The sequence below is a fragment of the Neobacillus kokaensis genome (assembly GCF_014656545.1).
In the GTDB taxonomy this organism is placed as follows: Bacteria; Bacillota; Bacilli; order Bacillales; family Cytobacillaceae; genus Neobacillus; species Neobacillus kokaensis.
The window spans coordinates 134,800-155,800 of the sequence record NZ_BNDS01000001.1 but is presented as its reverse complement, the minus strand read 5'-3'; the positions used below and the strand labels follow the sequence as shown (position 1 = coordinate 155,800).

Genomic DNA, 21,001 nt, shown 5'->3' with positions numbered 1-21,001 from the left:
AAGATTATGGCAAACTCATTATTTAAACTTTGCGGAAAGTGGCTTGAAGCCATGCGTAGCAAGGGCTGAAGGGGAACGAAGTGACGAGTCCATCCTTGGCGGATTTTTTGTCCGAAGAATTAGCTGTATTTACTTGCTGACCTTCTAAACGTTGTTTTTCATTCATGTATGAAATAACCCCTTTCTTAGCAAAATAAAAATACTATTTTTAGAATCACTTTTTTACCTGGACAGTGAAATATAGAATGCTTTGTCCGCACATTATTATAGTATAAAGGTTTCATTCTTTGAAAACAATAGAAAATCCAGGTGTGCTAAAATTGACACATATGTATAAAAAATCCCGGGAGCAGTTCCCGGGATTTTTGATATAATCTTACATAAATTCTGCAACTAATTTATCAAAGTGTTCTTGGTTAAGATCAAGATCAGCTTCTGTTAATGGTTTTTCAGAATAACCATGAATTAGCTCTTGATAAGAAGGACGCTCAGTGTTTTGGTAAATTAGTCCTGTTACTAGGCCATTATTTTTCATTAAGGTTTGCATAGCCATTTCACGGTTAGACGGATCATAGCCTTCAACATCGCTCAATTTTGTAAGATTTTCTTTAAACCAGTCATAAGTGTTGATCTTATTGTAAGTAACACATGGGCTGAATACGTTAATTAAAGAGAAACCTTTATGGTTAATACCTGCTTCGATTAATGCTACAAGGTCTTTAAGATCAGTTGAGAAGCTTTGGGCCACAAATGTTGCTCCCGCTGTAAGTGCCATTTCCATTGGTGAAATAGCTTGTTCAATTGATCCCATAGGTGTAGATTTTGTTTTAAAACCTACTGCCGAACGTGGAGACGTTTGGCCTTTAGTTAAACCATAAATTTGGTTATCCATAACGATATAAGTCATATCAATGTTACGGCGGATAGAGTGGATTGTATGAGCCATACCAATAGCATAACCATCACCGTCACCACCGGAAGCGATAACAGTAAGGTCACGGTTAGCCATTTTAACCCCTTGAGCAATTGGCAGAGAACGGCCATGGATTCCGTGGAAACCATAGGAATTAATATATCCAGAAATACGTCCAGAACAGCCGATACCAGAAATTACAGCTAAGTTTTCTGGCTCCAAGCCGACATTTGCTGCCGCACGTTGAATTGCTGCTTGTACAGAGAAGTCGCCACAGCCAGGGCACCAGTTCGGTTTTACATCATTACGAAAGTCTTTAAAAGTGGCCATTTAGAACAACTCCTTACATTTTGAATGAACTTCATGAGGAAGGAATGGATTTCCATCATATTTAATAAACTTGGTAATTTTTTCAGCATAGCCAACATTCATTTTCATGATATTTGCCAATTGACCAGTTGCATTGTTTTCAATTACAATTACCTTTTTAGCTGATTGAACTAGCGGAAGCAGTTCATCAGTCGGGAATGGATGAACTAAACGTACATGGGCATGGTTTACTTTCATTCCATCTTTTTCAAGACGTCCCATCGCTTCTTCAATAACCCCGCGAGTAGAATTGAATCCAACGATTAATAGGTCAGCCTCTTCGTGTGGTGCATTTTTGTATACAGGTGTATCGAATCGAATATTTTCAACTTTACGTAAGCGCTTATCCATTTGCGCAATACGGTTAGCAGCTGATTCAGATGGTTTACCAGTTTCAGCGTGTTCAACACCAGTAACATGGTGAATCCCGTTCTTCGTACCAGGAATGGTACGTGGTGAAATACCATCTTCAGTTACTTCATAACGCTTAAAGTAACCTTTGTTAGGAATTTCAGGCAGTTCTTCCGTTACAAGCTTTCCACGACGAATTTCTACTTTTGAGAAATCAAGTGGTTCAACAGTTTGCTTTCCAAGTGATAATTGTAGATCAGATAAAATGATAACTGGACATTGATATTCTTCAGCAAGGTTAAATGCCTCCGCAGTGTCATAGAAAGCTTCTTCTACAGTACTTGGAGCAAGGACGATTTTTGGAATTTCACCATGTGTGCTGTAAATCATCGCCATTAAATCAGATTGCTCTTGTTTTGTTGGCAGACCTGTTGAAGGGCCTCCACGCTGTGTATCTACAATTACAAGCGGAACTTCCGTAATACCCGATAACCCAATTGCTTCTGTTTTTAAAGACAATCCAGGGCCAGAGGAAGCTGTTATGGCACGAACACCGCCATAAGATGCACCAATAGTCATTGTTACAGCAGCAATTTCATCTTCTGTTTGGATTACTGTACCGCCTAATGCTGGTAATTTCTTAATTAAATACTCCATAATATCGGAAGCTGGTGTAATTGGGTACGCTGCCATAAAACGGCATCCGCCAGCTAGGGCACCTAGAGCAATGGCATCGTTACCAATCATGAACATGCGGTGTTTACCGTCAGCCTTTTCAAGCTGCATGGTTGGAACGTTTCCATCCATTTTTTCTTTCGTATATTCAAAACCAGCATTGATAGCATCCATGTTTTTTGCTACAACTTGGTCGCCTTTTTTGCCGAAAATTTCACGAACAACTTCTTCAAATACGTGAATATCTAAATCTAAAATTGCTGAAGTAGCACCGATTGCTACCATGTTTTTCATTAATGATGTTCCTAATTCTGTTGCGATTTCAGTGAATGGAACAGCATATAATGAAGCTTCAGTGTCTTCAGGCTTTTTTGGATCAAATTTTGCGTCAGCAAGGATTACTCCATTGCTATGTAATTCTTTGTAGTTTAAATCAATTGTTTCTTGGTCAAATGCCACAAGGATATCTAAATCATCGGAAATAGAACGAACTTGAGTCGTACTTACTCGGATTTTATTGTTGGTGTGACCGCCTTTAATGCGTGATGAAAAGTGACGATAACCATACAAGTAATATCCCAGGCGGTTCAATGCGATTGCAAAGATTTCCCCAGTACTTTCAATACCTTCCCCTTGTTGTCCGCCAACTTTCCATGAAAGTTGATTGATCATTACTTACACCCCTTTGGATATGTAAAAGATAAGTAGATTGAATCATGTATTAGTGTAGCACTTTTCCAAGTAAATCACTAGAAATTAGTCTATTCTTTATTTATATAGTCCAAAAACTAGAATCATGGATGTCCACTAAACGCTTTCAATTCTAGACCTATGTACCAAAAAATGCAACCCTTTAGAACAAATTATTGTCTAAAATATGTATATTTTTTTATTATTTTAATTCAATACTTTCTTTAGAGGAAAACCGTCCCATTAAAAAAGGCATTACCCTTATTCTTATATATCTTTGTCAAAATATTTTTAGTTTCATTGCCTTTGTTTCCAAACTAATTTTTGTATCTTACAATAATGTTTTTCACATAAAATGGGGCGGTTACAAAAAAATGTTATATTTCCGGACTTTTAAAAATACCCACAAAAAAACCTGCTTGTTTTTAACAACCAGGCAGGTAAGTAATAAGGTTCTTTATTTCCACGTAATATACTTGGAATTCTTTCCTAACGTGGTTCTACAATTAACTTAATAGCTGTGCGTTCTTCCCCGTCAATTAAAATATCGGTAAACGCAGGGACACAAATTAAATCAACTCCGCTAGGTGCTACAAATCCTCGAGCAATGGCTACTGCCTTTACGGCTTGATTTAATGCACCCGCACCAATTGCCTGTATTTCTGCCGCACCTCTTTCACGCAGAACTCCAGCAAGTGCACCAGCTACAGAATTAGGATTAGATTTTGCTGAAACTTTTAATATTTCCATTCCTAGCTCCCCCTTGTAAAATCCCGATTCCGCATGAGCAGTTTCATGAACCAAATCAGGTATATAACATTCCACTGCTACTATATTCAGGAAACTATAGACATATTCCGGCTTGGACAAAAAAAGTCAATTTAAATGCTTTATAAAAGGTGTAAAAAAGGTGTCAGGCACCATGTGAATATTTCACATAGTAACTGACACCTACTTTATGAATAAAACGGCTGATCGTCATTAATACGAATCGGTTCAATTTTTTTTGCGAGTCCTGTCTTGCGGTCCAATTCTATGTTTACAGCGCTTAACTGATTTCTGCCGCCTTCAGGGACTTCAAAACGGACAGGGAGGCCAGTAAGGAATCTTTTTAGAACTGCAGACCTTTCCACACCTAAAATGCCGTCATATGGCCCTGTCATTCCTACATCAGTTAGATAGGCAGTTCCACCTGGCAAAATACGATGATCCGCAGTTTGTACGTGTGTATGGGTACCGACTACAGCAGAAACTTTACCATCTAAATACCAGCCAAGAGCCTGTTTTTCGCTGGTTACCTCAGCATGGAAATCAACAAAAATGAACGGGGTTCTTTCTTTGGCAATAGAAATTAGTTCATCCGCTTTTTGTAAAGGACAATCAATCGGATTCATGAACGTCCGGCCTTGTAAATTAATGATAGCCACTTCTAATTGATTGATTTTGATAAAAATAAGCCCTTTACCAGGGGTGTTTTTCGGGAAATTTGCTGGACGGACTAAGTATTTTGCTTCGTCGATGAATTCAAAGATTTCCCTGTTATCCCACGCATGATTCCCAAGTGTAATGGCTTGTGCTCCCTGCTCCAAAAATTGACGGTAAATTTTTTCCGTAATCCCTTTTCCACCAGCAGCATTTTCGCCATTAATGATTGTTAATTGGGGACTATATTTCTCTTTTAATTTTGGCAAATATTCTTTCACCATATCTCTTCCCGGTGAACCTACAACATCGCCGATAAATAATAAATTCATTTAAAGACCCTTCCATTTAAAAAATTCTTTTCTTGTTAGATTGTACCACAAATATTTAGCAATAAATAAAGCGGTGCATTTGCACCGCTTTATTTTGCGTATTCTACAGCCCGTGTTTCACGGATGACTGTCACTTTAATATGCCCTGGATAATCTAATTCTTCCTCAATACGTTTGCGAATATCTCGTGCTAATCGATGTGCCGCCAAATCATCAATTGCATCCGGTCTAACGATAATCCGTACTTCGCGTCCAGCTTGAATAGCAAAGGATTTCTCAACACCCTCATAAGATTCAGAAATCTCTTCAAGTCTTTCAAGTCGACGAATATAGTTTTCTAATGTTTCACTGCGAGCGCCTGGTCTAGCAGCAGACAGGGCATCAGCAGCAGCAACGAGAACTGCTATTATCGAAGTAGGCGGTGTATCCCCGTGATGGGATGCAATGCTGTTAATTACTACTGGGTGTTCCTTATATTTTGTTGCTAGTTCCACCCCAATTTCAACATGGCTTCCCTCAACTTCATGGTCAATCGCTTTACCGATATCATGAAGCAAACCTGCGCGTCTTGCCAGCGTTTCGTCCTGACCAAGCTCAGCAGCCAGCAAACCTGAAAGCTGTGCCACCTCCATTGAATGCTTTAACACATTTTGTCCGTAGCTTGTACGGAATTTAAGGCGACCAAGAATCTTAATGAGATCAGGGTGAAGTCCATGAACGCCAACTTCAAAGGTAGTTTGTTCTCCAACTTCACGAATGTATTCATCTACTTCACGACGGGATTTTTCAACCATTTCCTCAATTCGTGCCGGGTGAATACGACCATCTTGGACAAGCTTCTCAAGTGCCAGGCGGGCAGTTTCACGACGGATTGGGTCAAATCCTGATAGAATGACTGCTTCAGGAGTATCGTCAATAATCAAGTCAATTCCTGTTAATGTTTCAAGGGTACGAATGTTCCGACCTTCACGGCCAATAATTCGGCCCTTCATTTCATCATTTGGCAGATTAACGACCGAGACAGTTGTTTCCGCAACGTGGTCAGCAGCGCAACGTTGGATTGCTAGCGACAAGATTTCTTTCGCTTTTTTATCTGCTTCCTCTTTCGCGCGATTTTCGCTTTCCTTAATCATCATAGCGGTTTCATACGAAAGCTCTTTTTCCATTCTTTCTAAAATGATGGTTTTAGCTTCATCACGCGTTAAGCTCGAAATTCGTTCGAGTTCAGTTTGTTGTTTTCTTACCAACTCGTCCACTTTGCTTTCCATCTCTTCAATATGCTGTTGTCTTTGGTTTAGAGAATCATCCTTCTTTTCTAAAAGATTTTCACGCTTGTTTAACGTTTCCTCTTTTCGATCTAAATTCTCTTCTCTTTGCAGTAAACGGTTTTCTTGTTTTTGCATTTCATTTCTTCGTTCACGAACCTCACGTTCTGCTTCTGAGCGAAGCTTGTGAATTTCATCCTTTGCTTCCAGCAAAGCTTCTTTTTTCAATGCATCAGCATCACGTTTCGCGTCTTCAATTATCTGTTCTGCAGCATTTTTTGCACCTGTAACTTTTGCTTCAGCAATGGATTTATGAACAAAATAGCCAACAACGGCACCGACGATAAGGCCAAGCAAAATGGAGATGATAGTAATTGGTTCCATCGTTACACCTCCTCTTGCTATGAACTTTTTTACGTTTTTAAGTGTCGGCATGTACATTGTTTAGACTCAACATACAGCAAGCACTAAGGCTTTTCGAATTGTAATATTACCAAAAATGTAAAATATACATGTTAATTGTAAATGTGTATAAATTCATTGTCAAGGTTTACTCGAATTAGCTTTTTCAAATATTTAGAAATCAAAATCCAAATTTATTATTTTTTATGTATAATTATTATTATATCTGAATAATTATTCCTGTATCATAAAGGGCAAAACCTTAATAGGTTTTGCCCTAGCATGTTAATCTAGTAATTCATATTGCTCATCATCATTCGTTTCAGTGACAGTTTTATCGCCATCTAAACCATAATGATCACGAATCTTTTGCTGGATTTCAAGGCGAACATCAGGGTTTTCCTTTAAATACAGTTTCGCATTTTCGCGTCCTTGTCCAAGTCTTTCATCGTTGTAGGAATACCAAGAACCGCTCTTTTGAACGATATCTAATTCGGAACCTAAATCAATAATCTCGCCTTCCTTAGAAATTCCTTCTCCATACATAATATCGACTTCTGCAGTTCGAAATGGAGGTGCAACTTTATTTTTGACAACTTTAATCTTAGTCTTGTTACCCACCATGTCGTTGCCTTGCTTTAATGTTTCAGCACGGCGGACTTCAAGACGAATTGTCGAGTAAAATTTCAGCGCACGCCCTCCAGGCGTAGTCTCTGGCTAACTCTATAGATTTACCATTTCTATAGTATGGACTATCTCTTCATCTCTATTTAATATAGAGAGCCTTGCACTTCCGGCAGCAGCCTATTCCCTGCCGTACGCTACTCAGTTAGCTTAAAAATCAAAGCCCCTTTCGCTAGTCTCTACACCTTCCTCAAAACATTGTAAGGCTTGGCACGGTATTACCCATTTCTTGGAGGGCTTCACCGTTAGCAATGTCTCCATTACACCCCTAGGCAATCGGGTTCACAAGGTATTTTTCATGCTATCACTAGCAAGGGAAACCCAGTATAAACTCCTTAATCTATCAATAGATTAAGCAACTACAAGTTGATTTCCAAACATTACTCCGACTTTTTCCCGGATTTGGTTTATGAAAACTGCAATTGTCTTGGATTTATTAATTGCACCAGATAGTTTACGAAGTGCTTGCGACATTAAGCGAGCTTGTAGACCTACATGGGAGTCCCCCATTTCGCCTTCAATTTCAGCTTTTGGAACTAATGCTGCAACAGAGTCGATAACAATAATATCTACAGCACCGCTTCGTACTAAAGCTTCCGCGATTTCAAGCGCCTGCTCACCAGTATCTGGCTGAGAAAGTAATAACTCATCAATATTAACACCTAATTTTTGGGCATAAGTAGGATCTAGGGCATGCTCCGCGTCAATAAACGCTGCTTGTCCGCCTGCTGCCTGCACTTCAGCAATGGCATGCAAGGCAACCGTGGTTTTACCCGAGCTTTCTGGTCCATAAATCTCAATTATTCTTCCTCTAGGATATCCACCCACTCCAAGCGCTGTATCAAGTGCTAAAGAGCCGCTTGGTACCGTTGAAATCTTCGTCTCGGTTTGCTCTCCCATTCTCATGATAGAACCTTTACCGAATTGTTTTTCTATTTGTTTTAGCGCCATTTCTAACGCGGCCTTACGGTCACTCACAAATAGACCTCCTTTATGAAAATGTAATTATTGCTGAAATCTATCAAAACGAACCCTACTAATAATATAACCTCTTTCCAGTCATTTGTCGAGTAAAAACACGAACATTCATTCGACCTGTTTCCAAACTATTTTTCCTGGAATTATAACCAAAATACTCCTCATTATGAGATTATCTGCAGAAATTTTCATGGAAAACAAATTATCCCAATACTTTCAGATAATTTGTAAAGGGAACTAAGTATTCCGAAAAATAATAACAACCCCAAGCCGAAACTAAGGATTGTAAATTTATTTTTTAATTAGTATTTATTTTATTACTCTCACAATGAACAACCATTGAATCCAACAATTCCTCTATTGGCATTTTTTAGAGGCTCTTCAATTTTTATAAACTATTTATTTCCCCAGCCACTTTGGAGCGCGCTTCTCATTGAATGCAAATATTCCTTCCAGCCGATCTTCTGAGTTAGCGCATTTGTAATAAGCCTCAAGTTCGAACGCTATCCCCGTTGCTAAATCAGTCTCAGTTCCTTTATTAACTGCATTTTTCAATGCTTTTAATGAAAGAGGTGCGTTTTGCGCGATACTTTCTGCAATTTTAATCGTTTCTTCTAATAAAATATCAACTGGGAAAACATGATTTATTAGCCCCCATTGCTGGCCTTCCTTGGCGGTAAAACGCTTCCCTGTATATAGCAATTCTTTTGCTAAACCAATTGGTATAATTCTTGAAAGCAGCTGGGTCCCGCCAATGCCAGGAATGAGGCCAAGTTTTGCTTCGGGTAATCCAAAAGAAGCATGCTCTGCTGAAATTCTGAAATCACAGCTAAGGGCGATCTCCAATCCGCCCCCAAGTGCATAACCATTAATGGCACAAATCACGGGATATGGAAATTCTCTAAGACTTTCCGTGACTTTTTCAAAATAATCATGCTGCTTTTTCCAATCCTTCTGTGACATGCCATTGCGTTCCTTTAAATCAGCGCCAACACAAAGACTTTTTGTACCTGAACCAGTAATAATTAAAACCCTAACTTTTTCATCATATTTTAGTTCTTCAATCGCTGCGATTATTTCTATCGCCATTTTTGTATTTAAGGCATTCATGGATTCCGGTCGGTTTAAGGATAAAACAGCAATTCCTTGTTTTTTTGCATCCCATTCAAGTTTAATAGTTTCGTAAGAATTAACCAACATTGTTTTGTCCCCTTCCAATTTGGGTATAATTTCAAACAACTTCATTTGGAATCGAATACATTTTGAGTTTTTTCAAATTTTTTAGTAATCTGTCCAAGCAGCTCATAAGCAAGGATTTCCTATAACTCCCTCTCTCATTCAACAGAAAATTATATCTTAAGAATACTGAAACCTAACGAAACAGTCTATAACTTTCTAAATTTTCTATATATTTGAATCCAATTACTTTCCGTAATAAAAAAAATCACAGAACGCTTATCCAGCATTCTGTGATTCCCTTAAATTTTTGATTAAAAAATAGCAGCCAAACTTCACAGCACGGCTTCGATTCGCAGCTCTTGTTCCGCCTAAAGACATTTTTTCAACGATTGTCGGGCGGCCTTTTACCGTAATGCCAATATAAACCGTCCCCACCGGCTTTCCTTCCAGTTCATCAGGACCAGCTACGCCAGTAAAACTAATACCAATATCGGTGCCAAAAATCCTAGCCGCATTTTCCGCTAATTCCTTGGCACATTGTTCGCTGACAGCACCATGGTTTTCAAGCGTTTCCTGCTTAACCTGTAAAATGTGCTGTTTGATTTCATTTGCATAGCAAACTATTCCGCCCTTAAATACAGAGCTTGCACCAGACATAGAGGTAATTTCCTGCTGAAATAAACCGCCTGTCAAGCTTTCCGCAGCAGTAATTGTTAATCTCTTATCCTTTAACAATTTTGTCAGCTCTTCTAAGAGTGAAGAATTATCATAACCATAAATATACTGTCCAACCCGCTGCCTGATTTGATTTTCCACTTTATCCAACATCGACAAAGCCACAGCTTCATCGGTATGTTTTGCAGTCAGCCTTAAAGTAACCTCACCATCACCGGCAAGAGGTGCAATCGTAGGATTACTTTGCGCATCAATCAGGTCAATAATTTCCGTTTCTAATGCTGCTTCACCAATTCCAAAAAAGCGCAGCACTCGAGATACGATTTTGTCATGTAAGCCTGCCTTGGCTGAAAGTGCCCTATTTCCGTATTGTAGAAACATTGGTTCCATTTCCTTCGGCGGGCCAGGAAGAAGAATATAAATTTGCTTACCCTTTTCCAACACCATTCCTGGAGCCATTCCGTAATCATTAGGAAGGACTTGTGATCCTTCTAAAATGAGCGCTTGTTTTCGGTTATTCTCTGTCATGATACGGTTTGTCCGTTTGAAGTAAAGCTCAATTCCCGCTAACGCCATATCATCCATAACAAGCTGCTTACCAAGATGACGGGCAATCGTTTCTTTTGTTAAATCATCCTTTGTTGGTCCAAGTCCGCCTGTAAAAATAATGATATCGGAACGCTTTTCAGCAATATCAATTGCAGACTTTAGTCTATCGGGGTTATCACCAACGACAGTATGAAAATAAACATTAATCCCCAGCTCCGCTAGCTGCTGCGACAAAAATCTGGCATTTGTGTTTACGATTTGTCCTAATAAAAGTTCTGAACCAACGGCGATAATCTCTGCATTCATTTCGGGTCGACCCTTCCTAAGAAAACTTCTTACTTTGAATTTTTAAACACATGGCTGTTTTTCACAAAATAATCCCAGCCAGACCAAATCGTAAAAATTAAAGCAACCCATAACGCCAATATATCAAAACGGAATGGAATCAAAGCAAAAATAATATTATGTAATAATATATCCGATATGGCGATAATCTGCGCCCATGTTTTAATTTTTCCAAGCATATTAGCTGCCACTACTTCGCCCTCACCTGCAAGCAGCAATCGGAGTCCAGTAACAGCAAATTCCCTGCTAATAATAATAATGACAATCCATGATGGCGCATAAACATCATTCAATTCGACTAAAACAATTAATGCAGAAGAAACAAGAAGCTTATCTGCAAGAGGATCAAGAAATTTCCCCATATTCGTCACTAGATTATACTTACGGGCATAATGTCCATCAATCCAATCAGTGGTGGACGCGATAATGAAAATAATAGCACCGATAAAATGGGTAACAGGAATATCCGCTCCTAGTAAATGTATTATCCCCCAGTCCAAGGGGACAAGCATAACGAGCAAGAATAAAGGTATTAATAAAATTCTTGATACGGTTATTTTATTTGGTATATTCATTTAATTTTCCTCCTAAAAACACGAAAAAGCCAATAGATTCCAGGCACTTTGAAACATGAAGAAGAAGTGAAAAATAGTCATCAGCTGATGACTATTCGTTCTTAGGAACATATTGAATCGTAATGTCCTGCCGAACCTGTTTAGATGGATCCGCTGCATATTCAAGCTTTTGGTCATTCACAAAGATATCTGTCTCATAGGCTCTTCCAACGACAATATAAGCTTCCTTTTCTGATGAAAAATCAATTTCCTGACTTTCAGCTGACCCTTTTTTTAACATTCCAGAAAAAAAGGATTTCCCTTTGCCGTTTCTGATACTGACCCATGTTTCTCCTGTGGATACTACCTTCACGACAAATTTTTCGGCATTCTTCAATTCAAAAGTGGACTTCCTGCCTTGGCTGTTAACAACTGTTAACGCCTGATTAGCTTCTTCTTCTGCAGTTTTTGTTGTTTCCTCATCTGAGGTGCCTTTAGCATTATCCTTCTCTTGATTCTTTTGCTCTGTCGGTTTTGTTTCATTTGCTTTTGCTTTGTCAATATTATTCTCTACTTTAACCGGTTCAGTTTCCTGTGTTCTAGTTTCGTTTGTATCGCTGCCCGTATTATTTGAGGCGAAATAATATATTACCCCCGCGACCCCAATAACAAAAACACCAATTAATATTTTGGGAAGAATATCAAATATTTTTGCATTTCCTTCTGTAAGTGCCTTATGTGTTTTGACACGCGATAGCTGCTGCGGCAATTCTTCATTATGAGAAGCAGGAATTTCATTTTTATAGGTTTCAAAAATTTCATCCGGGTTTAGTTCCAGCGCCTCTGCATATTGTTTGATAAAAGCACGAACATAGAAATTTCCTGGCATACTTGAATAATTGCCTTCTTCAATTCCAATTAAATATCGTTTTTGGATTTTTGTAATGGATTGCAAATCATCCAAACTTAAATTTTGGGCTAAACGGGCTTCTTTTAATCGATTCCCTAATTCAGTCACTAAAAAACACCTTCCAATTTATTAAAAATTAAAATCACCAAAATCGGACCCGGAAAACATACTGTGCTCATCTACAACGTCATATGTAATAACTTCATCTGCATCATTTCTGAGCTCAATAATATAATCAAAATCATCAAGTGTATATTCTGAGTTTTGCACAAAGATATCGGGATGCTCAATCACTTTTACCGCTGGCATTCGCATAATTTCCCTAACAAGCTGCCAATGTCGTTCATTGGCACGTCTAGTTGAAACGATTCCATCCAATATAAACAAATTGTCAGCGTTATACTCATCCTTAATCAGCTGGTTCCGAATTGTTTGCTTTAATAATGTGGATGAAACAAATAACCAGCGTTTATTCGCACACACACTGGCGGCAACAAGTGACTCTGTTTTACCAACACGAGGCATTCCGCGAATACCGATTAACTTATGACCTTCCTGCTTAAATAATTCTGCCATAAAATCCACTAATAAGCCAAGCTCATCCCTTACAAAGCGGAATGTTTTTTTATCATCGGCATCTCTTTGTATGTATCGTCCATGGCGGACAGCGAGCCGATCACGAAGCTTTGGCTCCCTTATTTTAATTACTTTTATTGTGTCCATTTTATGTAAAATTGACTCTAGCCGTTTTATTTGATTATCATCGTTTGCTAACATGAGCAAACCGCGTCTTCCTTCATCAACACCGTTAATGGTTACAATATTAATAGAAAGCATACCTAAAAGAGAAGAAATATCGCCTAGCAAGCCGGGGCGGTTTTTTTGGATCTCGTATTCTAAATACCATTCTTTTTTCATAATAAACCCCCTAAGAAAATTCGACAATATTTTCACATATTATTACCTAACCCTTATCATAAATGATTTTACTGGAAGATGAAAGAAAAAACACAGAGAAATAAGATTTATTAAGAAAAAAAAGAGAGAGAGGATGCCCCTCTACTCTCTTATGTTTAATTCCACGCTTTTAATTTATTGTTTAACAAGCTTGACCATCACATTTGCGATTGCCTGTTGCTCTTGATCGTTAGCAACAGACCACATGTCTGAAAGAACTCGCTGCTGCTCATTTTTAGGATCTACATTTTGGGCTAAGTAGTCACCGATTTGATGAGCCAGATTACCGATGGCACCTTCACTCATACCTTGAGTTTGCGCATTCTGTAGTCGGTCACCAAGAAAGTCCTGCCATTCTTTCCAGTTATCTAAAACAGACATTGTTTAACCTCCTTGTATTTATGATACAAGGTTATTTTGCTGATTACAGACGAAAACTATACATAGAGAAATATGAATTTTTTACGTATACCATCCTCCGTTTACAGCAAGTACCTGTCCCGTTATATAGCCCGCCTTATCAGATAATAAAAATGCTGCAGCATGAGCAATCTCCTCAGGACGGGCAAGTCTTCCCATGGGGATCTCAAATCTAATTCGCTCCACTTCGTCTTCTGTAAAACCCTCCATCATTGGTGTAGCAACTGCTCCCGGGGCAATTGCATTGACACGGATTCCGTTAAGAGCAAGTTCCTTACTGAGCGCTTTAACAAAAGATATTTGGGCACCTTTTGCTGCAGAATATGCTGCTTCACAGGCTGCACCAGTCTGCCCCCAAATTGATGTAATCATAATGATATTCCCTGAACCCTTATGTAGAAATTTAGGCAATAAATCTCTTGAAAGTAACACAGGATTTAAAACATGAACATTCAGCAAAGCTTCAAGGTCCTCTTGAGTAAGATCCATTAATAATCCATAGTAGCTATTCCCGCTGCAATGAATGATGGCATCAAGTGAAAATATTTGCGAGGAAATTTTTTTATAACCATCAGCCTCAGTTAAATTCGCTTGAATAGGGATATATTCCCCTCCAAATTGATTTAATCTTTCCAATAACTCTCTAATGGACTTTTCATTTTTATTATAATGGAGATATAGATGATAACCGCTTTCAGCTAAATGATAGGCAATCGCTTGTCCAATTCCTCCGCTCGCTCCCGTAATTAAGACAAATTTCCTCATTTTCTTCACTCTTTCTAAAAAACTAAGCTTTCTTAAAAAACACAGGAAAGCGCCGGCTAATGCGGCGCTGCCTGATTATTTATTCTTAGGCACAACTTGACATACTGAAAAACGCTCTTCGGAAATTACTTCCCCTGCCAATGATTCTACATCACTTAGGGAGATTCCTTCAAGTGTTGGTACAACATCAAATAGGTCCATATCATTGAAGGCATACCGGGTAAATTGGTTAGCGATATATTCAGGTGAATTAACGGCTCTTAAAAAAGCCCCTATCTTTTTCTTCTTCGCTCTGTCAAGTTGCTCCTCTGTAAACGAACCTTTTGTTTTGGCACTAAGCAATATCTTTTCAATTCTTTCCGCCAGTTCATCAGGGTTTGTTGTATCTCCGCCTACCATGGCAAACCCAAAGCCCTGTTCCTGTGTGTAATCAAATGAAAACGAATCATCCACTAATCCATCATTATAAAGTTCGTAATAATGGTTGGAGCTTTTACCAAATAAGAGATCCAGCATCAGGTTCATCGTTAATTCATTTTTTAACATCTCAGGTCCTGATTGGTCAACATGCAGTGCTTTTATTCCCACTAAACATTTCGATGTTTGAACATTCATCTGCAAAACCTGTTTTTTCTCGGCAGCATTTGCCGGCTCCTCATCAAACTTTCGTTTAATTTCAGGCATATCTTTATAATCCTTCTTTGCCTGATTTTCGCGAACTTGATTCATAATCTTTTCTGGATCAACAGGTCCAACGATAAACAGGAGCATATTACTAGGATGATAAAAAGTATTATAGCACTCATACAGCCAATCTTTTGTAATATGGGAAATGGATTCAATTGTACCTGCAATATCAATACGAACAGGATGGTTTTGATAAAGATTTTGAATTAACCCGAAATATAAACGCCAATCTGGATTATCATCATACATCGTAATTTCCTGACCGATAATTCCTTTTTCCTTCTCCACTGTTTTTTCCGAAAAATAAGGACTTTGAACAAAATCAATCAGTGTTTCCAAGTTTTTTTCAACATCAGCGGTGCTAGAAAATAAATAAGCCGTTCTCGTAAAAGAAGTAAAAGCATTGGCAGAAGCACCTTGTTTACTGAATTGCTGAAAGACATCGCCATCTTCCTTTTCAAACAGTTTATGCTCCAAAAAATGAGCAATCCCATCAGGAACTTTTACAAATTCACTTTTACCGAATGGAACAAAAGTATTATCGACCGATCCATACTTTGTCGTAAACGTAGCATACGTTTTATTAAAGCCTTTCTTTGGTAAAATATAAACTTCCAGGCCATTGGCCATTTTTTCATGGAAGAGTTCTTCTTTTAACTGGTCAAAAGTGATTTGCTCCATTATTCCCCCGCCTCCGATCCGGTTAAGAAATAAATCGTATCAAGATCGATTTTACCTGCAATCTTTAAAATCTCATCTCTAGTTGTTTTCTCCATTTCTGTCAGCCATTCATCAATTTTTATCTTTGTCCCTGCGACCACATTGTGATAGAGAATTTCCAGCAGCCCTCTTGAAGTGTCAAGAGTCTCTAATATCTGATTTCGAATTACGGCTTTTGTCTGTAACAATTCTTCATCAGTAAATTCCCCTTTTTTCATTGCTTCCATTTGTTCATTAATGATTCTTACCGCTTGGTCAAAGTTTTTTATATCTATACCAGACATTACCATCATTAAACCTTTATGGCTTTCCAAACGGCTGGCAGCGTAATAGGCTAGGCTTGCTTTTTCCCGGACATTTATAAACAGTTTCGAATGGGAAAAACCTCCGAAGATTCCATTAAAAACTTGAAGTGCAAAATAATCTGGATCTCCATAAACAATATTTGTGCGATAGCCAATGTTAAGCTTCCCTTGCTTTACATCTTGTTCTTCTTTTACCTCATTAACTTCAGACCTCTTCTGAATATCATGCTCTGGTGCTATTTTAGGTGAACGTTCTTCAAATTGGAGCAGTTCTGAGGCAATTTCTTTCACTTCTTCCTCTTTTACATCACCAACTACAAATAAATCCATTTCATCTTCAGAAAAAGCCTTTTTGTAATATTCATATAAGTTCTCTGCAGTGATTTTCTCTACATCCTCTGCCTCACCATTCACCTGCAAAGCATACGGCTCTCCTTTACACATTTCTTCAATTAAACGGACATTAGAGTATCGCATTTTATCATCGTAAACAGATTGAATGCGTTGTTTTAAAGTCCGCTTTTCTTTCTCCAGTGTTTCCTGATCAAAACCATTCTCAGTCACGTTTGGATTTGTTAAAATTTCTGCTAATAATTCAAATCCTTTTTTTAGTAAAGGGCTTGGGTCGCTTAGAAATTTTTCATTGGCTATTTCAATTAAAAAACTAATGATATGGTATTCACCTTTTTTCGCTAAATCAACGAATAAAGTGGCTCCATAAAGATCATCCATGAAGGAGCGGAGTGTTGTAGTTGTCGAATATTTTGCGGTACTGCTTTGCATTACTTGCGGCAATAACGCCCTCAGTGTAACATCCTCTTTGGCTAATGGAGCTTTCATTCTCCAAACAAGGGTATTCGTTTTATATTTATCAGTTTCAATTACATGCAGTTTATAACCATGCATTTGTGTCAGTTTTTCTTTAATCGTTTCCATCTCCATCTACTTTCCTCCTTTTAACAAGGTTCTTTATTAATCATATGTAAACATTTTTCTTTATATTTTTCCCACGTAAACAAAAGCTATACTTAAGACAATAAGTTTACATGTTCCATAGAAGAAAGAACCCCCGGATCAACCGGGAGTTCTCTCATTACTATGCAGAAAAATACCATTTAGAAGGGGAAATTAACGTTTTCCTGAATCAAATGGTTCTCCCGCCGCTTTTGGTGCCCGTGATGATTTTGAGAAAACAACTAAAGCGAGCAGCGTCACTACATAAGGGAAAATCTTAAGAATGATTGGAGGAATGACTTTTAATTCTGGAATAACTTGAGATACGTTAGCAATTGTACTGGCAAAACCGAAAAACAATGTTGCCGCTAACACCCCCATTGGCCTCCATTGTCCAAAGATTAATGATGCCAGCGCCAAAAATCCTAGTCCTGAAACAGAACCTGTAAATTCTCCTGCATAAGTTAGGATTATTAAAGCACCGCCTAGTCCGGCAAAAGCACCGGAAATCATTACACCGCTATAGCGGATTCGGCGGACATTGATACCCGCGGCTTCCGCTGCCTGAGGAAATTCTCCACAGGATTTTAAGCGGAGACCAAATTTTGTTTTATTAAGAATAAAGGCACTGATAAAAAGTACCAATAATATAAACCAAGTGGTTGGATAGGTTTTTGTAAAAAATAAATCTCCAATAACCGGAATAGACGATAGCACTGGAATATCCATTGGTGAAAAACCGCTGGTGATTCTTATATTTCCACTCCCAGTAATATTTCTTGCTAAAAATACCGTCAAAGCCATAGCAATCATATTAATGGCCGTACCGCTAATAATTTGGTCCGCACTTAAATTAATGCTGGCAAACGCATGCAACAAAGAAAAAATAATCCCAATAACTACTGCCGCCAATAATCCAATCCAAAGAACAAGTGTATGATTTGACATTGTTTCCTGGAGATAATGAACGGTAATTGCACTCGCAAATGCCCCCATTATCATCAAACCTTCTAAACCTATATTTACTATCCCGCTTCTTTCACTAAACAGACCGCCTAATGCCGTAATAAGAAGAGGAATCGTGAATACTATTGCATAAGGAAATATTTGTTCAATTATTGTCCACATTTTAAGATACTCCCTTCTTACCAACAGGTCCATTCATTTCCTGCCCAGAACGACGTTTGCGAAATCTATTTAATAAGCGTTCAATTAATACACTTGTGGCAGCAAAATAAATAATAATTGCAATGATGGTATTGGCAAGTTCCGGCGGGATCTCAATCATTGCATTCATAAAGCCTGTCCCCGAATATAAAATTCCGAAGAGAATAGCTGCAAAAAAGACGCCAACAGGTGTGTTAGCACCCAACAAAGCTACCGCAATTCCATCATAACCCTGGGATGGAAGAATTCCAATCTGGATACTTGAAGCATTTCCTGTATACAGTGCTACACCTCCAAGACCGGCAAGAGCTCCCGAAATAAACATAGATAGTATGATATTTCTATTGACGCGCATTCCGGCATATTCCGCGGCGTAGCGATTGAAACCAACAGCTTTTAATTCAAATCCCATTGTTGTCTTATTGATAATAAAGGCGATGATAATAACAGCAATAATCGCAAAGAAAATTCCCATGTTAATATAAGACCCTTGGAACATCTCTGTTAAGAAAGGAGATCTCAATGTTTGCGCTTCTTCCAGTTTGCGGGATTCGGTTTCAAGAAACTCTCCTTTAAAATAGCCTGGTACAACATAATAAACGGTCCAATAAGCAATCCAGTTCATCATTATAGTTGATACGACTTCATGGACATTGAACTTCGCCTTTAATAGGCCTGGAATAAAGGCCCATAAGGCTCCGCCTAAAAGACCAGCAAGGACCATCATAAGAATTAAAATAGGTCTTGATACATCAAAACTTAAGGCAACGGCTGTGGCACAAAGTCCGCCTATCAGCATCTGGCCAGAACCACCGATGTTAAATAATCCAGTTCGAAAAGCAAAGGCAACAGACAGACCGGCAAAAATTAAAGGTGTTGCAGTTGCCAAGGTATTTCCAATCCGTTCAATATTCCTAAGTGCACCTTGGAATAAGTAGGTATAACCTTCTAGTGGATTGCTCCCTATCAGTACCATTAAGATCCCACCGGCAACCAGCCCCAAAATAATGGCTATAATTGATACTATGGTATGTCTCATATGCTTCTCTCCTTGTTTACTCCTGCCATCATCAAACCTACTTCGTTCTCATTCGTTTCTGAAGATTTTACGATTCCAATTAACTCTCCATTATTAACGATGGCAATACGATCCGAAAGCTGCAATACTTCATCTAGTTCAAGAGACACTAAAAGGACAGCCTTTCCTTTATCTCGATGCTCAATTAATCGTTTATGAATATATTCAATTGAACCGACATCCAAGCCTCGTGTAGGTTGTACAGCAATAAGCAAGTCAGGGTCTAATTCAATTTCGCGGCCGATAATTGCCTTCTGTTGATTCCCTCCAGATAAGGTTCTTGCAATAGATGCTGCCCCCTCCCCCGAACGCACATCAAAGTTTTCCATTATTTTCTTGGCATAACCCCGTATGGCAGATGTATTAAGCAGTCCAAACTTAGCAAACGGCGGTTTATTATAAACCTCTAACACCATGTTGGATTCCATCGTGTAGTCAAGTACCAAACCTCTTTTATGTCGATCTTCTGGGATATGACTGATACCTTTTTCGATTCGCTTTCGAATTGGAATGTTGGTGATTTCCTCATTATTTAAATAAATCGTTCCAGATTCCACTTTACGAAGCCCTGTAATTGCTTCTACAAGCTCTGATTGCCCATTTCCTTCTACTCCAGCAATACCGACAATCTCCCCTTTATTTACTTCTAAGGAGAAATTTTTAAGTCCCAAAACTTTTCTATTGTTTTTAACAGAAATAGAATCTATTTTTAGTACAACATCACCTGGTGCACTTTCTTTCTTATCCACTTTAAAGTTGACATGGCGGCCAACCATCATTTCTGCAAGACTTTCTTCACTTGCTTCTGCCACATTTACGGTTCCAATTCCTTTTCCACGTCTAATTACTGTACAACGATCAGCAACCGCTTTAATTTCTTTCAGCTTATGGGTAATAATAATGATGGATTTTCCTTCTTTGATAAGGTTTCGCATGATACTCATCAATTCATCTATTTCACTTGGAGTTAAAACTGCAGTCGGTTCATCAAAAATAAGAACCTCTGCTTCTCGATATAGCATTTTTATAATTTCTACTCTTTGTTGCATTCCTACTGAAATATCTTCAATCTTTGCATGTGGGTCTACATTTAAACCATAATGCTGGGACAATTCTCTAATTTTTTTAGCAGCTTTGTCAATATCAAGGACCATTCCTTTTATAGGCTCGCTGCCAAGAATAATATTTTCTGTAACTGTGAAATTTTCAACAAGTTTAAAATGCTGGTGAACCATTCCAATACCTAGTTGATTGGCGATATTTGGGTTTGTAATACGCACCTCGTTTCCACGTACCTTGATTACCCCTTGTTCAGGTTGATACATTCCGAATAAAACACCCATTAAGGTAGATTTTCCAGCGCCATTTTCACCTAATAAGGCATGTATTTCTCCTTTTTTTAATGTCAGGGTAATATTATCATTTGCAACAATACCAGGAAACTCCTTCCTGATATTTAACATTTCAACAACATAACTCATAGCAGCACTCACCTTTATATTTAGACTCAGGTTTCATTCAATAATAGGGAGTCCCTATCGCTACACAAAAATGGAAGAAACTTAAAAAATATATAAGAGCCAATTTTGTTCTATTTTAATATGGTTTCTAGTCACAACAATAATACATAAAAGAGACGGAACAAACCGTCTCTT

General features: G+C 38.3%; 19 protein-coding genes and 2 pseudogenes. All 21 read right to left on the bottom strand.

What is annotated here, in order from left to right; translation table 11 throughout:
* Positions 1–22 precede the first annotated feature (22 nt).
* Complete coding sequence (locus IE222_RS00735; RefSeq protein WP_191268717.1) at positions 23–166, bottom strand: hypothetical protein; 144 nt, start codon at positions 164–166, stop codon at positions 23–25.
* 210 nt (positions 167–376) lie between these two features.
* On the bottom strand, positions 377–1,243 hold the full coding sequence (locus tag IE222_RS00730; RefSeq protein WP_191268715.1) for a 2-oxoacid:ferredoxin oxidoreductase subunit beta: 867 nt from the start codon (positions 1,241–1,243) through the stop codon (positions 377–379).
* Entirely contained in the window at positions 1,244–2,980 is a 1,737-nt protein-coding gene (locus tag IE222_RS00725) for a 2-oxoacid:acceptor oxidoreductase subunit alpha (protein ID WP_191268713.1), read from the bottom strand.
* Positions 2,981–3,487: 507 nt separating this feature from the next.
* Positions 3,488–3,748 (bottom strand): stage V sporulation protein SpoVS, encoded by a 261-nt coding sequence (spoVS, locus tag IE222_RS00720; RefSeq protein ID WP_038541258.1) that lies wholly within the window; start codon positions 3,746–3,748, stop codon positions 3,488–3,490.
* Between the two features lie 206 nt (positions 3,749–3,954).
* A complete protein-coding gene (locus tag IE222_RS00715; RefSeq protein ID WP_191268711.1) occupies positions 3,955–4,752 on the bottom strand; it encodes a TIGR00282 family metallophosphoesterase in 798 nt (265 codons plus the stop codon).
* Positions 4,753–4,841: 89 nt separating this feature from the next.
* Positions 4,842–6,401: a ribonuclease Y gene (gene rny, locus IE222_RS00710; protein WP_191268709.1), complete on the bottom strand. Its 1,560-nt coding sequence runs from the start codon at positions 6,399–6,401 to the stop codon at positions 4,842–4,844.
* Positions 6,402–6,704: 303 nt separating this feature from the next.
* Entirely contained in the window at positions 6,705–6,965 is a 261-nt protein-coding gene (locus tag IE222_RS26870; RefSeq protein WP_370464999.1) for a recombinase RecA family protein, read from the bottom strand.
* Positions 6,957–7,124: pseudogene (locus IE222_RS26865) on the bottom strand (recombinase RecA); the annotation flags it as partial. The pseudogene IE222_RS26865 and the gene IE222_RS26870, both read right to left, overlap by 9 nt.
* 348 nt (positions 7,125–7,472) lie before the next feature.
* Positions 7,473–8,081: pseudogene (recA, locus tag IE222_RS00700) on the bottom strand (recombinase RecA); the annotation flags it as partial.
* A gap of 399 nt (positions 8,082–8,480) precedes the next feature.
* Positions 8,481–9,281, bottom strand: coding sequence for an enoyl-CoA hydratase-related protein (locus IE222_RS00695; protein WP_191268707.1), 801 nt, complete (start codon positions 9,279–9,281; stop codon positions 8,481–8,483).
* A gap of 255 nt (positions 9,282–9,536) precedes the next feature.
* Positions 9,537–10,790 carry a competence/damage-inducible protein A gene (locus IE222_RS00690; RefSeq protein WP_191268705.1) on the bottom strand — a complete coding sequence of 418 codons (1,254 nt, stop codon included), beginning with the start codon at positions 10,788–10,790 and terminating at the stop codon, positions 9,537–9,539.
* 29 nt (positions 10,791–10,819) lie between these two features.
* Positions 10,820–11,404 (bottom strand): CDP-diacylglycerol--glycerol-3-phosphate 3-phosphatidyltransferase, encoded by a 585-nt coding sequence (gene pgsA, locus IE222_RS00685; RefSeq protein ID WP_191268703.1) that lies wholly within the window; start codon positions 11,402–11,404, stop codon positions 10,820–10,822.
* A gap of 91 nt (positions 11,405–11,495) precedes the next feature.
* Positions 11,496–12,401 (bottom strand): helix-turn-helix domain-containing protein, encoded by a 906-nt coding sequence (locus IE222_RS00680; RefSeq protein WP_191268701.1) that lies wholly within the window; start codon positions 12,399–12,401, stop codon positions 11,496–11,498.
* A 21-nt stretch (positions 12,402–12,422) separates the two neighbouring features.
* Positions 12,423–13,214: a YmfK family protein gene (locus IE222_RS00675; RefSeq protein ID WP_191269337.1), complete on the bottom strand. Its 792-nt coding sequence runs from the start codon at positions 13,212–13,214 to the stop codon at positions 12,423–12,425.
* 171 nt (positions 13,215–13,385) lie between these two features.
* A complete protein-coding gene (locus IE222_RS00670) occupies positions 13,386–13,631 on the bottom strand; it encodes a DUF3243 domain-containing protein (protein ID WP_191268699.1) in 246 nt (81 codons plus the stop codon).
* A gap of 81 nt (positions 13,632–13,712) precedes the next feature.
* The gene (ymfI, locus tag IE222_RS00665) at positions 13,713–14,435 is read right to left on the bottom strand and encodes an elongation factor P 5-aminopentanone reductase (protein ID WP_191268697.1); all 723 of its coding nucleotides are present in this window, start codon (positions 14,433–14,435) and stop codon (positions 13,713–13,715) included.
* Between the two features lie 75 nt (positions 14,436–14,510).
* Positions 14,511–15,803 (bottom strand): EF-P 5-aminopentanol modification-associated protein YfmH, encoded by a 1,293-nt coding sequence (gene yfmH, locus IE222_RS00660; protein ID WP_191268695.1) that lies wholly within the window; start codon positions 15,801–15,803, stop codon positions 14,511–14,513.
* Entirely contained in the window at positions 15,803–17,083 is a 1,281-nt protein-coding gene (gene yfmF / locus IE222_RS00655) for an EF-P 5-aminopentanol modification-associated protein YfmF (RefSeq protein ID WP_191269335.1), read from the bottom strand. The genes yfmH and yfmF overlap by 1 nt, the downstream gene beginning before the upstream one ends.
* Before the next feature lie 192 nt (positions 17,084–17,275).
* Positions 17,276–18,229 carry an ABC transporter permease gene (locus IE222_RS00650; protein ID WP_191268692.1) on the bottom strand — a complete coding sequence of 318 codons (954 nt, stop codon included), beginning with the start codon at positions 18,227–18,229 and terminating at the stop codon, positions 17,276–17,278.
* Position 18,230: 1 nt separating this feature from the next.
* Positions 18,231–19,307: an ABC transporter permease gene (locus tag IE222_RS00645; protein ID WP_191268690.1), complete on the bottom strand. Its 1,077-nt coding sequence runs from the start codon at positions 19,305–19,307 to the stop codon at positions 18,231–18,233.
* Positions 19,304–20,827 carry an ABC transporter ATP-binding protein gene (locus IE222_RS00640; RefSeq protein ID WP_191268687.1) on the bottom strand — a complete coding sequence of 508 codons (1,524 nt, stop codon included), beginning with the start codon at positions 20,825–20,827 and terminating at the stop codon, positions 19,304–19,306. Before IE222_RS00640 ends, IE222_RS00645 begins: the two co-directional genes overlap by 4 nt.
* Positions 20,828–21,001 lie beyond the last annotated feature (174 nt).

Coding starts and splice junctions, on each gene's coding strand:
- spoVS (WP_038541258.1), bottom strand. CDS start 3,748: ATGGAAATATTAAAAGTTTCAGCAAAATCTAATCCTAATTCTGTAGCT.
- IE222_RS00725 (WP_191268713.1), bottom strand. CDS start 2,980: ATGATCAATCAACTTTCATGGAAAGTTGGCGGACAACAAGGGGAAGGT.
- yfmF (WP_191269335.1), bottom strand. CDS start 17,083: ATGGAAACGATTAAAGAAAAACTGACACAAATGCATGGTTATAAACTG.
- IE222_RS00645 (WP_191268690.1), bottom strand. CDS start 19,307: ATGAGACATACCATAGTATCAATTATAGCCATTATTTTGGGGCTGGTT.
- yfmH (WP_191268695.1), bottom strand. CDS start 15,803: ATGGAGCAAATCACTTTTGACCAGTTAAAAGAAGAACTCTTCCATGAA.
- pgsA (WP_191268703.1), bottom strand. CDS start 11,404: ATGAATATACCAAATAAAATAACCGTATCAAGAATTTTATTAATACCT.
- IE222_RS00730 (WP_191268715.1), bottom strand. CDS start 1,243: ATGGCCACTTTTAAAGACTTTCGTAATGATGTAAAACCGAACTGGTGC.
- IE222_RS00695 (WP_191268707.1), bottom strand. CDS start 9,281: ATGTTGGTTAATTCTTACGAAACTATTAAACTTGAATGGGATGCAAAA.
- IE222_RS00715 (WP_191268711.1), bottom strand. CDS start 4,752: ATGAATTTATTATTTATCGGCGATGTTGTAGGTTCACCGGGAAGAGAT.
- IE222_RS00670 (WP_191268699.1), bottom strand. CDS start 13,631: ATGTCTGTTTTAGATAACTGGAAAGAATGGCAGGACTTTCTTGGTGAC.
- IE222_RS00640 (WP_191268687.1), bottom strand. CDS start 20,827: ATGAGTTATGTTGTTGAAATGTTAAATATCAGGAAGGAGTTTCCTGGT.
- ymfI (WP_191268697.1), bottom strand. CDS start 14,435: ATGAGGAAATTTGTCTTAATTACGGGAGCGAGCGGAGGAATTGGACAA.
- IE222_RS00735 (WP_191268717.1), bottom strand. CDS start 166: ATGAATGAAAAACAACGTTTAGAAGGTCAGCAAGTAAATACAGCTAAT.
- IE222_RS26870 (WP_370464999.1), bottom strand. CDS start 6,965: ATGTATGGAGAAGGAATTTCTAAGGAAGGCGAGATTATTGATTTAGGT.
- IE222_RS00690 (WP_191268705.1), bottom strand. CDS start 10,790: ATGAATGCAGAGATTATCGCCGTTGGTTCAGAACTTTTATTAGGACAA.
- rny (WP_191268709.1), bottom strand. CDS start 6,401: ATGGAACCAATTACTATCATCTCCATTTTGCTTGGCCTTATCGTCGGT.
- IE222_RS00650 (WP_191268692.1), bottom strand. CDS start 18,229: ATGTGGACAATAATTGAACAAATATTTCCTTATGCAATAGTATTCACG.